Source organism: Pseudomonas sp. EA_65y_Pfl2_P74, assembly GCF_963970575.1.
Classification (GTDB): domain Bacteria; phylum Pseudomonadota; class Gammaproteobacteria; order Pseudomonadales; family Pseudomonadaceae; genus Aquipseudomonas; species Aquipseudomonas baetica_A.
The window spans coordinates 193,383-206,568 of record NZ_CAXAOQ010000010.1; the positions used below are offsets into that span (position 1 = coordinate 193,383).

At 57.6% G+C, this 13,186-nt stretch carries 14 protein-coding genes; 7 read left to right on the forward strand and 7 right to left on the reverse strand.

The window, feature by feature from the left end:
- Window positions 1-153 precede the first annotated feature (153 nt).
- The 5 genes from AACY18_RS10695 to AACY18_RS10715 all read left to right on the forward strand — a co-directional run bounded on the left by AACY18_RS10695 (window position 154) and on the right by AACY18_RS10715 (window position 7,019).
- Window positions 154-1,545 (forward strand): dermonecrotic toxin domain-containing protein, encoded by a 1,392-nt coding sequence (locus tag AACY18_RS10695; protein WP_339431127.1) that lies wholly within the window; start codon window positions 154-156, stop codon window positions 1,543-1,545.
- 217 nt (window positions 1,546-1,762) lie between these two features.
- Window positions 1,763-3,535 (forward strand): N-acetylglutaminylglutamine amidotransferase, encoded by a 1,773-nt coding sequence (locus AACY18_RS10700; RefSeq protein WP_339431126.1) that lies wholly within the window; start codon window positions 1,763-1,765, stop codon window positions 3,533-3,535.
- Between the two features lie 3 nt (window positions 3,536-3,538).
- The gene (gene ngg / locus AACY18_RS10705; RefSeq protein WP_339464835.1) at window positions 3,539-5,287 is read left to right on the forward strand and encodes an N-acetylglutaminylglutamine synthetase; all 1,749 of its coding nucleotides are present in this window, start codon (window positions 3,539-3,541) and stop codon (window positions 5,285-5,287) included.
- 165 nt (window positions 5,288-5,452) lie between these two features.
- A complete protein-coding gene (locus AACY18_RS10710) occupies window positions 5,453-6,643 on the forward strand; it encodes an osmoprotectant NAGGN system M42 family peptidase (RefSeq protein ID WP_339431124.1) in 1,191 nt (396 codons plus the stop codon).
- A gap of 148 nt (window positions 6,644-6,791) precedes the next feature.
- Entirely contained in the window at window positions 6,792-7,019 is a 228-nt protein-coding gene (locus tag AACY18_RS10715; protein WP_003192759.1) for a YheU family protein, read from the forward strand.
- Window positions 7,020-7,024: 5 nt separating this feature from the next.
- Here the strand turns inward: AACY18_RS10715 and csrA are convergent, their stop codons facing one another.
- The 3 genes from csrA to AACY18_RS10730 form a co-directional block, all read right to left on the reverse strand.
- Window positions 7,025-7,210, reverse strand: a complete 186-nt coding sequence (gene csrA, locus AACY18_RS10720; RefSeq protein WP_221729287.1) for a carbon storage regulator CsrA — start codon at window positions 7,208-7,210, stop codon at window positions 7,025-7,027.
- Window positions 7,211-7,348: 138 nt separating this feature from the next.
- The gene (locus AACY18_RS10725) at window positions 7,349-7,681 is read right to left on the reverse strand and encodes a YnfA family protein (RefSeq protein ID WP_339431123.1); all 333 of its coding nucleotides are present in this window, start codon (window positions 7,679-7,681) and stop codon (window positions 7,349-7,351) included.
- A gap of 65 nt (window positions 7,682-7,746) precedes the next feature.
- On the reverse strand, window positions 7,747-8,562 hold the full coding sequence (locus AACY18_RS10730; protein WP_339431122.1) for an SDR family oxidoreductase: 816 nt from the start codon (window positions 8,560-8,562) through the stop codon (window positions 7,747-7,749).
- 299 nt (window positions 8,563-8,861) lie between these two features.
- Between AACY18_RS10730 and AACY18_RS10735 the strand changes: the two genes are divergently transcribed.
- Window positions 8,862-9,020 (forward strand): DUF3309 family protein, encoded by a 159-nt coding sequence (locus AACY18_RS10735; RefSeq protein ID WP_339431268.1) that lies wholly within the window; start codon window positions 8,862-8,864, stop codon window positions 9,018-9,020.
- 73 nt (window positions 9,021-9,093) lie between these two features.
- Here the strand turns inward: AACY18_RS10735 and AACY18_RS10740 are convergent, their stop codons facing one another.
- The 4 genes from AACY18_RS10740 to AACY18_RS10755 all read right to left on the reverse strand — a co-directional run bounded on the left by AACY18_RS10740 (window position 9,094) and on the right by AACY18_RS10755 (window position 12,949).
- Window positions 9,094-11,187, reverse strand: a complete 2,094-nt coding sequence (locus AACY18_RS10740) for an LTA synthase family protein (RefSeq protein ID WP_339431121.1) — start codon at window positions 11,185-11,187, stop codon at window positions 9,094-9,096.
- Between the two features lie 314 nt (window positions 11,188-11,501).
- Window positions 11,502-12,107 (reverse strand): START domain-containing protein, encoded by a 606-nt coding sequence (locus tag AACY18_RS10745; protein WP_221729291.1) that lies wholly within the window; start codon window positions 12,105-12,107, stop codon window positions 11,502-11,504.
- Window positions 12,108-12,148: 41 nt separating this feature from the next.
- A complete protein-coding gene (locus tag AACY18_RS10750; protein WP_339431120.1) occupies window positions 12,149-12,403 on the reverse strand; it encodes a YkgJ family cysteine cluster protein in 255 nt (84 codons plus the stop codon).
- A gap of 165 nt (window positions 12,404-12,568) precedes the next feature.
- Window positions 12,569-12,949: a translation initiation factor 2 gene (locus AACY18_RS10755; protein ID WP_339464838.1), complete on the reverse strand. Its 381-nt coding sequence runs from the start codon at window positions 12,947-12,949 to the stop codon at window positions 12,569-12,571.
- A 38-nt stretch (window positions 12,950-12,987) separates the two neighbouring features.
- Between AACY18_RS10755 and AACY18_RS10760 the strand changes: the two genes are divergently transcribed.
- A partial coding sequence (locus AACY18_RS10760) for a helix-turn-helix domain-containing protein (protein WP_339431018.1) occupies window positions 12,988-13,186 on the forward strand: 199 nt, incomplete at its 3' end.

Sequence of the window (13,186 nt, forward strand, 5' to 3'; positions counted from 1 at the left end):
AAACACAGACCACACAAAATCGTGCAATACATATGTATATCAAACATTCAAATACCAACCGAAAACACACCCAAAACCATTCAATAATAAAACTGTTTTCATCACGACAAACTCACCTAACATGACATCTCATTTACGAAAGGGACTTCCCGCATGACTTTACCAACAAACAACTCGCCCACCACGGTATCGGACGTTGATGCCAGCGCAAACATTTCCGATGCCGTCCAGATTGAGGACAAGGCAACTGCCGTGCAACGTTTCATTACCCACGGTATGGCAAAAGAAGATCCCACGAGGCTGGCCGCCTTGCGCGCAACGCTCGATGAAGCGCTACCCTACCAGACTTATATTGATGAATTGGCAGGCAAGCTGGAGACACCGGAAAGTTTCTGCAGACGCGAACTTCGCAGTGAACTGCTACAAACCCATGGGACACGATTCGGCATCAACGACAACATCAGACTCACGCCTGCAAACTCTGCGGACGGTGAGTCATATACCTGTACCCTGCTGCAGGCGGCGATGCTGAACTTCACCGACGAAGAAGCGGCTCCCGGTTACTTCTCGAATGACAGCGAGATTTTGGACATCCTTGGCCAGTCAACCGTTGACGACCCTGACGCGATCAGGGTATCGGCACAAGAGTTTGCGGCTCTAAGTCGCAATCTGGATCTGGGAGGCCAATACCAGAAACATATCGCCAGAACGTTTAAAGTTTCAAACATTGAGCTGATCGGCACACGCCTGCACAAATTCAACATGAAACTCAGCGCCTATGAGAAATATTTTAAAAAAACCGACTTCCCTTTGAACCGGCTTCTCACCGTGCTGAGTCTGACAAAAGGCAACAGGGATATTTACACTGGCGACAACATCAATAACGGTAAAATAAAACTGCATTCGATACAGTTATTTGGCAAGTACACCACAGATGCCGTTCTGATCACCTGCCGTCGGACCGATCAATCACCAATAGACCATAACATCGTATACATACCCAACGACCCGGGTGACGGCTTTTACCAGGACGACAACGAAGACCAGACAAAATACCGATTCTCCATCAACTTCCTGACCAATAAAGAATTCCGGACACGCCTCGTCTCTCAACTAACCAATACCGAAAAAAATGAAATAGAGGCAATGGACCTGAATAGCATTTCGTTTGTCAACGACATAACGTTTATCCCGCTAAAGAAAGGGCTGTACAAACATTTCTTTGATCGCTATCTGGATAAATTGTCCGCGGATGCCAGGGACATTGCGGTGCCGCTCGCCAATGTCAACGAACCCGCCTACGCCAATAGGCGCAAAGCGCATACCCTGCCTGAGAAAGGACGACTATCCGTCAGCCCAACCCATGATTTCAGCAAGCGCTTGCGCACTTACGCCACGGATGAATTGCTGGCCTCCGTGTTCGCCGGTCTGGGAAGCTGGACCGCCATCGAGAAGTACAACGCCCTGTCACGGCTGCTGGATCTGAAAAAGCGATTGTCCCCGCCTGATGCCGAACAACACGGCTTGCCGGTGGACGCCGACTGACAATTATTCAAAAAAAATTGTCGAAAATCCGTCCAATTATCCGCAAGCGGCGAAGAATCAACGCCCGCCTATTACGCGGCAGCGATAGCGTCAAAATCAGCCTTATAACTTATCGTTCTAAAACTCCACTTAACGAGGGGGGTCAGTTTCCGAGTACCCTGTTTTATTGAGTAGTACTGCTTGACCCCTCCCCAACGGAAAAACCGGTAAGGACTTTATGTGCGGATTAGCTGGCGAGTTACGCTTTGATCATCAACCTGCAGACCTTGCAGCCATTGAGCGAATCACCCATCACCTGGCCCCTCGTGGCCCCGACGCGTGGGGCTTCCACGCACAAGGGCCGATTGCCCTGGGCCATCGTCGCCTGAAAATCATGGACCTGTCGGACGGCTCGGCGCAGCCGATGATCGACAGCCAATTAGGCCTGTCTCTGGCCTTCAACGGCGCAATCTACAACTTCCCCGAACTGCGGGCCGAACTCGAAGCGCTGGGCTATGCCTTCTATTCCGGTGGCGACACCGAAGTGCTGCTCAAGGGCTATCACGCCTGGGGAGAAGCGCTGCTGCCCAAACTCAACGGCATGTTTGCCTTCGCCATTTGGGAGCGCGATGCACAGCGCTTGTTCATCGCCCGTGACCGTCTCGGCGTAAAGCCGTTGTACCTGTCGCGCACCGGTCAGCGCCTGCGCTTTGCCTCGGCCTTGCCGGCGCTACTCAAGGGCGGCGACATCAACCCGATTCTCGATCCGGTGGCGCTCAACCACTACCTGAATTTCCACGCCGTGGTACCGGCCCCACGTACCCTGCTGGCCGGCATCGAAAAACTGCCGCCCGCCACCTGGATGCGCGTTGAAGCCGATGGCAGCACCGAACAGAAAACCTGGTGGACCTTGCCCTACGGCCCACACGAGGACGAGAAAAACCTCACCCTCGAAGACTGGACCGATCGCGTACTCGACAGCACCCGCGACGCCGTGGCGATCCGCCAACGTGCGGCGGTGGATGTCGGCGTGCTGCTGTCCGGCGGCGTTGATTCGAGCATGCTCGTCGGTCTGTTGCGTGAAGTGGGCGTGGAGAACCTGTCGACCTTCTCCATCGGTTTTCAGGATGCCGGTGGCGAGCGCGGGGATGAGTTTCAGTATTCGGATCTGATCGCCAGACACTACGGCACTCAGCACCATCAGTTGCGTATCGACGAAAAAGAGATCATCGAACAATTGCCTGCGGCGTTTCGCGCCATGAGCGAACCGATGGTCAGCCACGACTGCATCGCGTTCTATCTGCTGTCGCGTGAAGTGGCCAAGCACTGCAAGGTTGTGCAGAGCGGCCAGGGTGCCGACGAGTTGTTCGCCGGTTATCACTGGTACCCGCAAGTGGACGGTGCGGCCGATCCTTACGCGGCCTATCGCGAGGCGTTTTTCGACCGCAGCTACGACGACTACGCCGCCACCGTGCAACCGAAATGGCTGACCGCCAACGACGCTGCCGGTGACTTCGTGAAAGAACATTTTGCACAACCCGGTGCCGATGCCGCCGTGGACAAAGCCCTGCGTCTGGACAGCACGGTGATGCTGGTGGACGACCCGGTCAAACGCGTCGACAACATGACCATGGCCTGGGGTCTGGAGGCGCGAACGCCGTTTCTCGATTATCGACTGGTCGAACTGTCGGCGCGGGTTCCCGGCCAGTTCAAGCTGCCTGACGGTGGCAAACAAGTGCTCAAGGAAGCGGCACGCCGGGTCATCCCGAGTGAAGTGATCGACCGCAAAAAAGGCTACTTCCCGGTGCCGGGCCTCAAGCATTTGCAAGGCGACACGTTGAACTGGGTGCGTGAACTGTTGCTTGATCCGAGTCAGGATCGCGGTCTGTTCAACCCGGCCATGCTCGACAAATTGCTGACTGACCCACAAGGCCAACTGACGCCGTTGCGTGGTTCGAAGCTGTGGCAACTGGCGGCCCTGAACCTGTGGCTCAGTGAACAAGGAATCTGATCGATGAAACCCCACGCCACGGCTTACAGCCAGCGCCTGTTGCGCGGTCAGACTCCGTCCTATGAACGTTTGCAGGCGCGGCTGGCCGAGGACGGCAGCGAACTGGCCGCCGATCCGATTGCGGTGCATTGCGGCTGGGGCCGGTTGCTGATCGGCCACACCTTTCCTGACTCGGCAACGCTGGCTCAGGAGCTGCTCAACGAGCAACAAGGCGAGCGAGATATCGCGCTGTATGTTGCCGCACCGCAACAGATCCTCGGCCTCGAACCGACGCAGTTGTTTCTCGACCCTTCCGACACCTTGCGCCTGTGGTTCAGCGACTACCGCCAAGCGACCCGCGTGTTTCGTGGTTTCCGCATTCGTCGCGCGCAAAGCGAGGCAGACTGGCAGGCGATCAATCAGCTATACCAGGCGCGCGGCATGTTGCCGATCGATGCCCAACGGCTAACCCCGCATCATCAGGGCGGCCCGGTTTACTGGCTGGCCGAGGATGAAGACAGCGGCGCCGTGATCGGCAGCGTCATGGGCCTGAACCATCACAAAGCGTTCAAGGACCCGGAAAACGGTAGCAGCCTGTGGTGCCTGGCGGTGGATCCGCAATGCTCGCGCCCCGGCGTCGGCGAAGTGCTGGTGCGGCACTTGATCGAACACTTCATGAGTCGCGGCCTGAGCTATCTGGACCTGTCGGTGCTGCATGACAACCGTCAGGCAAAAAGCCTCTACGCCAAACTCGGTTTTCGCAATCTCTCCACCTTCGCCATCAAGCGCAAGAACGGCATCAATCAGCCGCTGTTCCTGGGACCTGGGCCTGAAGCGCAGTTCAATCCGTATGCGCGGATCATTGTCGAGGAGGCGCACCGTCGCGGCATCGATGTGCAGGTGGACGACGCCGATGCCGGACTGTTCACCCTCAGTCACGGCGGGCGCCGCGTGCGTTGTCGCGAATCGTTGAGCGACCTGACCAGCGCCATCAGCATGAGCCTGTGCCAGGACAAAAGCCTGACCCACAAAGTGTTGAAGGCGGCGGGGCTCAACCTGCCTTCGCAACAATTGGCGGGCAACGCCGACGACAACCTGGCGTTTCTCGATGAGCACCAGCGGGTAGTGGTCAAGCCGCTTGATGGTGAACAGGGCCAAGGTGTGGCGGTGGATTTGCAGAGCATTGAAGAGGTGCAGCAGGCCATCGAAGCGGCGAAACAGTTTGATAGCCGGGTGCTTCTGGAAAGCTTTCACGAAGGGTTGGATCTGCGGATTGTGGTGATCGGTTTTGAAGTCGTCGCGGCGGCGATTCGTCGTCCGGCCGAGGTGGTCGGTGATGGCCATCACTCGATTGGCGCGCTGATCGAAGCCCAGAGTCGGCGCCGGCAGGCGGCCACCAGCGGCGAAAGCAAAATCCCGCTGGACCACGAAACCCAGCGCACCTTGCACGCGGCCGGTTATGACTACAGCAGCATCCTGGCGGCGAGCGAGTCGCTGTTTGTGCGGCGTACGGCCAATCTGCACACCGGTGGCACGCTGGAAGACGTCACGGCGATTCTGCATCCGACGCTGGTCGATGCAGCGGTACGCGCAGCGCGGGCACTGGACATTCCGATGGTCGGCCTCGATCTGATGGTGCCGGCGGCGGATCAGCCGGAGTACGTGTTTATCGAAGCCAACGAGCGTGCCGGATTGGCCAACCATGAGCCGCAACCGACAGCCGAGCGGTTTGTCGACTTGCTGTTTCCGCACAGTCAGCCGGCCAACTCGTAATGAAACGGCGCCTCGACTGACGCGTTCGCGAGCAAGCCCGCTCCCGCAGGTTTTGTGGTCATCTCACAACCTGTGGGATCTGGCCTGCCAGCGATCAGGCCAGATCAGGCAGCCCAAATTCTCCTCATCGAAACCATCGATGTGCTCAACCCATCAGGAGTTTCCATGACCCTCCAAATTCCCGAACCAGACCTCAACTACCTGCAAAAAGTCCTGCTGGAAATGCTTGCCATTCCCAGCCCCACCGGCTTCACCGACACTATCGTGCGGTACGTCGCCGAACGTCTGGAGGAACTCGGCATTCCCTTCGAGATGACCCGTCGTGGCACCATCCGCGCGACGCTCAAGGGCAAGAAAAACAGCCCTGACCGCGCGGTCTCGGCGCACCTGGACACCATCGGCGCCGCTGTGCGCGCCGTCAAAGACAACGGTCGCCTGACCCTCGCCCCGGTCGGTTGCTGGTCGAGCCGTTTCGCCGAAGGCAGTCGCGTCAGTCTGTTTACCGACAACGGCGTGATTCGCGGCAGCGTGTTGCCGCTGATGGCCTCCGGGCACGCGTTCAACACGGCCGTGGATGAGATGCCCATCAGTTGGGATCATGTGGAGTTGCGTCTGGACGCCTATTGCGCGACCAAGGCTGACTGCGAATCGCTGGGCATCTGCGTCGGCGACGTGGTGGCGTTCGATCCGCTGCCGGAATTCACCGAAAGCGGCCATATCAGCGCTCGTCACCTGGATGACAAAGCGGGGGTTGCGGCGTTGCTGGCGTCACTCAAAGCCATCGTCGACAGCGGCCAGGAACTGATGATCGACTGTCACCCGCTGTTCACCATTACCGAAGAGACCGGCAGCGGCGCAGCGGCGGCATTGCCGTGGGACGTCAGCGAATTCGTCGGCATCGACATTGCGCCGGTCGCGCCGGGGCAGCACTCCAGCGAGCACGCAGTGAGTGTGGCGATGCAGGATTCCGGCGGGCCTTACGACTATCACCTGTCACGACATTTGCTGCGTCTGGCCAGCGAAAACGAGTTGCCGGTGCGCCGTGACCTGTTCCGCTATTACTTCAGCGACGCGCATTCGGCGGTGACCGCCGGCCATGACATCCGGACCGCCCTGCTCGCCTTTGGCTGCGATGCGACGCACGGTTATGAGCGCACGCACATCGACAGTCTGGCGGCACTTAGTCGGCTGCTGGGGGCTTACATTCTGAGTCCTCCGGTGTTCGCCAGCGATGCGGCGCCGGCCAATGCGTCGCTTGATCGCTTCAGTCATCAGATCGAGCATGAAACGCAAATGGAGAGTGATACGCGCGTGCCGTCGGTGGACAGTCTGGTAGGGCAACGTTCGGACAGTTAAATCCATGGTGCCCGGACCGCTCCCACCGTTGGAATACGTTTCACTCTGGGGGCGGACTTGCTCACGAAGGGCCGGCGCAGGCAACACAAAACTGGCAGCCAAACATCAATCGCCGTAGCATCCCGACATTGATTTAGCCGAGGTGCCCATGCTCATCCCCTACGACGCTCTTGAAGTCGACACCCTCACTCGCCTGATCGAGGATTTCGTAACCCGCGACGGTACCGACAATGGCGACGACACGCCGCTGGAAACCCGTGTGCTGCGTGTGCGTCAGGCGTTGACCAAAGGCCAGGCGCTGATCGTCTTCGATCCGGAAAGCGAGCAGTGCCAGTTGATGCTCAAGCACGACGTGCCCAAGCACCTGTTCGACTGAAACCCTCAGCGGGCCTTTTGCCTGGCCTGCTGACGCTGGATCCGTTCGTAGACCTCCGCGCGGTGCACATTGACGTTCTGCGGCGCCTCGACGCCAAAGCGCACACTGGAACCGTTCACGGACAGAACGCGCAGGGAAATGTCGTCACCGATTGAGATCAACTCACCGACGACACGGCTGAGTACAAGCATGAGATTCGTCCTTCAGGGTTAGCGAACGCTGAAGATGCGCGGCTTGCCTGCGCCCCACAATGCATGATCGGCAAATCAGTCTTGCCCTACACCCCCTCAAGCGCAGGGCTGTCAGATACTTCCCACAAAACCATCCGTTCAAGCGGCAGAAAACCGCGGCCCGAATAGAATCACGCTCGCACCGATCACACACAACGCCACACCAATCCAGTCCGAACCCAGTGGACGAACCCGCTCCACCACGGCCAGCCAGCCAATCGAAGCCACAATGTAGATCCCGCCATAAGCGGCATAGGCGCGACCGGCATAGGCCGCTTCGACACGGGTCAACAACAGGGCGAACAGCGTCAGACTGAGCAGCGCCGGGATCACCCACAGAGCGCTTTTGCCTTGACGCAGCCACATGAAGAAGGCGAAACAACCGGCGATTTCAAACAGCGCCGCGAGCAAGAACCACAAGTAATTGAGCATTGACGCGTCTCGACAGGATGACCATTGCCGCCACCCTAACGACGCGTCCCCCCTTCAGGCAAGTTTCACCCGTTGTTCTGCTTGGCCTTGGCGCGCATTTTGTCGGCCATGGTGATCATTTCGTTGTAAAGCAGTTGCGGGTTCTTCTGCTTGATCGCCCAGGCCATCCGGCCCTGTTCGTGAGGCAGGATCATGAACTCGCCTGCGGCCACTTGTTGATAGATGTAGTCAGCGATGTCCGCTGCGCTGATCGGCGAACTTTCCAGCAACTTGCCAACCTGCGCTTTCATCGCCGGGGTCGGCCCACGGAAGGAATCAAGCAAGTTGGTCTGGAAGAATGACGGGCAGACGACATGCACACCGACTTCCTGTTGCGCCAGTTCAATCAACAGGCTTTCCGACAACGCCACCACGCCGGCCTTGGCCACGTTGTAGTTGCTCATGGCCGGGCCTTGCATCAACGCCGCCATGGAGGCGATGTTGATGATTTTGCCCTTGCTTTGCTCAAGCAACGGCAGAAACGCCTTGCAGCCCTTGACCACGCCCATCAGGTTGATTGCGATCTGCCAGTCCCAGTCCTCCAGCGACAATTCGCTGAAGAACCCACCCGAGGCCACACCGGCGTTATTGACGATGATGTCGATGCCGCCGAGTTTCTCTTCGCACGCCTGAGCAAACGCGGTGAGCTGGCTGTAATCACGCACATCGCAGCGCTGAATAAAACCGTCGCCGCCGGCCTCGCGCACCTGTTTCAGGGTTTCTTGCAGGCCGGGTTCGCTGACATCGGACAAGGCCAGTTGCCAGCCTTCACGCGCCCAGCGCAGCGCGATTTCGCGACCTAAGCCTGAGCCCGCGCCAGTGATCATCATGCGATTTTGCATAGCAGACAGCCTTGTTGTTCCGGGGAAGATGCGCGCAGTGTAGCGAAGGATGTGCCGCCAGCCTCGCTCCATCAGATTGCTGAATGGTAGGGAAAAACCGTGGCGCGTTTGATTCGTTGGGAGGGACTAAGTTCTGAACTTTCGCAAGGGGAAAAGGAAATAAGCAAGCGATCCAAATACATTAAAAAAACATTGAATCTTCTTTCATTCGCACCAGTCGGAATTTATAAGCCGCCTGGAATTACTGAGTCTCCAGTCGACCAGAACACCAAGACTTCTCGAACGTTATCAACAAGGAAATCGACATGGGCACAATTCTTATCATTATCCTGGTCCTGTTGCTGATCGGTGGCCTGCCGGTCTTCCCGCACTCCAGAAGTTGGGGTTACGGTCCATCCGGCATTATCGGCGTTGTGCTGGTCGTGCTGTTGGTACTGTTGTTACTCGGTCGGATATAACGATTCAAGCGTAAAAAAAAGAGGCCCTTTTCAGGGCCTCTTTTTTATTGTGTGGCGTTTTATTGCGCGGGCATCAGTCTGGTTTGCCGCTGACCACACCGGCGGTGTTTTCCATCAGGCTCTTGGTCGCCGTTTGCAGAAACGCCTCAAGTTTGAGTTTCAACTCGGCAGTGCGCGGAGCATTCGCAATGATCTCCCCACCCGGGTTTGCGCCCAAATGGTACTGATAGATTTTCGGCGCCATTTCTTTCTCTTTCGGCAGCACAAGAACCTGGTCAGCCGTGACGATGGCAGTGGTCTGCTCGCTGCCCGACGGCTTGATCACACCAAAACCGGTGTCGCCTTCCGGCAGGTTGAGCAAGTCACGGCCCCAGCACTGATGGCGCACTTCGCCACCCAGACGCCCCATGATGGTCGGCACGATGTCAATCTGCGTACCCACGGTGTGGTCACGCGTACCAAACTTCTCCTGGATGCCCGGGGCGATCATCAGCATCGGTACATAGAAGCGGCCCAAGTCCATTTCGGTAATCTGACGCTCGTTACCGAAACCGTGGTCGCCGACGATAACGAACAGGGTTTCCTTGAAGTACGGCTCTTTGCGCGCTTTCTCGAAGAACTGGCCCAGTGCCCAGTCGGAGTAACGCATGGCGGTCAAATGCTCGTTCAGCGAACCCCGATCGGTGACGCGCTCAACCGGCAACGGTGTCGGCAAGGCGTAAGGCGTGTGGTTGGACAGGGTTTGCAGCAATGCGTAGAACGGCTTGCCGTTTTCGCGGGCCTTGAGCTCCTGCAGACCACGGTCAAACATGTCCTGATCGGACACGCCCCACGTCGGATCGGAGAACACCGGGTTGACGAAGTCGTTACGGCCAACGAAGTTGGTCATGCCCTGGTTGCTGAAGAATCCCGACTGGTTGTCCCAGGCGAAGTCGCCGTTATAGACGTAAACATCGTCAAATTTGCGTGCACTGAGCAACTGCGGCAGGCCGGACAGTTTGTGGCTGCCTTCCGGGGTCTGCATCAAGTATTCGAAACCCGGCAGGTTCGGGAAGCAGGCCATGGTGGCAAACATGCCCTGATGGGTGTGCGTGCCGTTGGAGAAGAAGCGATCGAACAGCAGACCTTCCTTCGACAGTTTGTCGAGGTATGGCGTGATGTTGCCCGGTGCGCCCAACGCGCCGACCGAGTGACCGGCCATGCTTTCCATCAGGATCACGACAACGTTTTTGATCGGCAGGGTCTTGTCCGCCGGCGGCATGTAGTCACGGCGCACGGCAGCGATATCGGCATCGACCAGTTTGTCGTCCGGCATGACCAGCATCTCACGCACGACTTTCTGCGCTTGCTCTTGTGGCAGCGTGGCTTTCCAGATGTTGTTGCGATCCTCGCCCATCCGATCCTTCGCCGCCGCGATCAGCGACAACGTGCCGTTGAGGCCGAGCTGGTTGGCGAAGTTCGAATTGGTGGTGTAGACGTCACCCCAACGCAGCGGCGGGCCCTGACGCAGAGTGCCACGGGCGGCCACCACGCAAATCAGCAGACAGACCACGAACACCGCAAGGCGCGTATACCACGGCGCGACCTGACGCGTGCTGACACTGCCACCACTGAAAGGCCCGCGCGGGCGCGTGGCTCGGTCGGCGCCTTTGAACGCCAGCGTCAGGATCACGGTGCCGACGCCCCACGCCAGCAAATAGCGAACCACCGGAAAACCGTACCAGAGCATGCTCATCACGGTTTTCGGGTCTTCTTTCACGTATTGGAACACCAGACCGTTAAGGCGCTGGTGAAACTCACGGTAGAAGTCCATCTCCATCAGACCGAGGAACAGGGCGATGCTCGAAGCGAGGGTCAGCCACAGACGGAAAAATCCGCGCGCAGCCATGGCCCGGGCACTGAACAGCGCCAGTACCAGCGGAACGCAAACGTAGACCACCAGGCGCAAGTCGAAACGCAACCCATTGACGAAAGCTTCAAGGAACGTCGAAACCGGGGTATCGAGGATCATTTCGCGGTTGTAGACCAGCAGCGCGAGGCGCAGCACGGAAAACATCACCATCATGACCAGCGCACAAAGCAGCGTGTAGGCCAGATGCGATTTGACGGTCGGTTGCAGTAGACGAGCAGAAGCTCGCTGCTGATTCAGGGCGTCCGGGATTGCCATGTCGTTTTAGGACCCATTGGAAGTTGAAGTTGCAAAATACAGCGGCGCCATGCCCTCTATTGGTCATTCCAGACCCCGGGGCGTGCGCGGTGCGCAAATGTTGCACGATCACCGGCACCATTGCCATTGATTAGTGCCCCGCCACCAGACACTTTCATTCAAAGCGGCGGCAGACAGGGACAGCGTGGAAACAGCGCGGGCGAATTGTCTTGAACGCTTTGTGAAAATTTCGTTCAACGCCTATCTGGAAACACAAAAAGTCATAAAACAAAACGCCCCGAATCAATCGGGGCGTTTTGCTGAATCCGGGGCGTTTACTTCTCGGCGAGCTCTTTCAGGGCTTTCAGGGTCTTGAACGGAGCATCAACGACAAACTTGTTGGCAACCATCGCCGGCACGCTGCCGCCTGGCTCGGTGTGCACTTGATAGGTCACTTCGACCTGATCGCCTTTTGGCACAAACTTCCAGAAGCCTTTGACCTGAGCCACCCGGACAAAACCTTTTTCCTCCGGAACATACTTCGGCACACCTTCCATGTTACGGGTCAGGCTGCCGTCGGCGCCTTCAACGGTCGTGATGTGCAGCACCGAATCACGCGGGGTGACCGGCCAAGGCGTGTTGAACTGGGTGTAAGTCCAGCTCTGATCACCTTCGTGCTTGAGCAGTTTCTGGGTCTTGCATTCGTGAATCCAGGCGCAGGCGCCGGAAACGTCCTCCTGCAATGCACGCAGTTTGGCAACGGTGGTCTTCATCAGAGCAACGCCCTGATAGGACTTGTAGTCCGAACCCGGCACTTCGCTCAGGGAAACCTTGATGCCATCCTCGTTCTTGGCGACCTTCCAGTCTTCAGCCTGCGCGACCGACGTCACCAGCACGGCAGTCAAACCACACAACACAGCGATACGATGCAGCGAACCCATAGTCTTATTCCTTATTGTTGAAGTTCCGTTCGTTTGACACATCAAGCCGCCGTCATTTGCTCCCACCAACCGATCAACCTGATCGCTTCTTCCTGGCTGCGGCCACAGACTTCGATATCGGCGGCGAAACCGGAACAGACCGCCGGGCGCTCTGGACGGCCGAAAATGTTGCACAGGTTTTCGACCGAGAGTTGCACGCAACGTTCGCCGGCAGGTTTGCCATCAGGCATGCCGGGAATCGCCGAACTGATGGAGGGGGCAATGCAGCAAGCGCCACAGCCTTCACGGCATTTCATGACGAACAAGTCCTCGCGACGGGCAATGTGTAAAAGGGACGCGGACAGAGTAACCGCTAAAACGGCTGTTTCAAATTCCCTGAACCGGGGTTTTTACGGATAAGTGAATGTGACTGACCAGTCTGCGACAAAGCGTCTGCTTCGCGGGTCACAGACGGGTTGTATTTACTGCTTGAATTCGAAATCCAGCGCCGCGCCATCAATATCCCGGCGCTCTTCGTTACGCAGTTGCAACTGCATTTCGTTGCTGAGCAAACGGCCATTGAGCTGGAAGCCGCTGGTTTTCTCGCCAAAAAACTGCGGCAGGATGCCCTCGTGCTTCGGCAGCGAAACGGTTCCCTTCGGCTTCAATTCCTGGACCATCTCCTTGGGCAAGCTCAAGTCCAGTGTTGCCGGCGGCAGCTTGGTTTTAGCCACCTCACTGGAGGATTTCGACCTGGAAGCCACAGGTGTGCGTTTTTTCACGGTTTTCTGCCGGGAGTGCTCGGCAGGCACTGCCTTTTTCACTACTGGCGGCTTTTTCACTGTGCTTGTCTCGTCCTGAATAAGGTTTACACCTTCTGGCTTCTTATCAGGAGGGGGCAATGGATACGGGCGCAAAACGTAGTCAACGCGATTACACGCTGACTTTTAAATTGTCGGTTGTCGACCAAGTCGAAAAAGGCGAGTTGAGTTATAAAGAGGCTCAACGGCGCTACGGGATCCAGGGCCGGTCGACGGTGTTGGTTTGGTTACGCAAGCATGGTCGACAAGATTGGAGCCAAGGCGCCTCCATCCGTACCC

What these genes read in the sequence shown, in the direction of transcription:
- csrA (WP_221729287.1), bottom strand. Translation starts at nt 7,210, where the DNA reads ATGCTTGTACTCAGCCGTGTCGTCGGTGAGTTGATCTCAATCGGTGAC.
- AACY18_RS10730 (WP_339431122.1), bottom strand. Translation starts at nt 8,562, where the DNA reads ATGCAAAATCGCATGATGATCACTGGCGCGGGCTCAGGCTTAGGTCGC.
- AACY18_RS10740 (WP_339431121.1), bottom strand. Translation starts at nt 11,187, where the DNA reads ATGGCAATCCCGGACGCCCTGAATCAGCAGCGAGCTTCTGCTCGTCTA.
- AACY18_RS10725 (WP_339431123.1), bottom strand. Translation starts at nt 7,681, where the DNA reads ATGCTCAATTACTTGTGGTTCTTGCTCGCGGCGCTGTTTGAAATCGCC.
- AACY18_RS10715 (WP_003192759.1), top strand. Translation starts at nt 6,792, where the DNA reads ATGCTCATCCCCTACGACGCTCTTGAAGTCGACACCCTCACTCGCCTG.
- AACY18_RS10745 (WP_221729291.1), bottom strand. Translation starts at nt 12,107, where the DNA reads ATGGGTTCGCTGCATCGTATCGCTGTGTTGTGTGGTTTGACTGCCGTG.
- AACY18_RS10710 (WP_339431124.1), top strand. Translation starts at nt 5,453, where the DNA reads ATGACCCTCCAAATTCCCGAACCAGACCTCAACTACCTGCAAAAAGTC.
- AACY18_RS10700 (WP_339431126.1), top strand. Translation starts at nt 1,763, where the DNA reads ATGTGCGGATTAGCTGGCGAGTTACGCTTTGATCATCAACCTGCAGAC.
- AACY18_RS10750 (WP_339431120.1), bottom strand. Translation starts at nt 12,403, where the DNA reads ATGAAATGCCGTGAAGGCTGTGGCGCTTGCTGCATTGCCCCCTCCATC.
- AACY18_RS10695 (WP_339431127.1), top strand. Translation starts at nt 154, where the DNA reads ATGACTTTACCAACAAACAACTCGCCCACCACGGTATCGGACGTTGAT.
- ngg (WP_339464835.1), top strand. Translation starts at nt 3,539, where the DNA reads ATGAAACCCCACGCCACGGCTTACAGCCAGCGCCTGTTGCGCGGTCAG.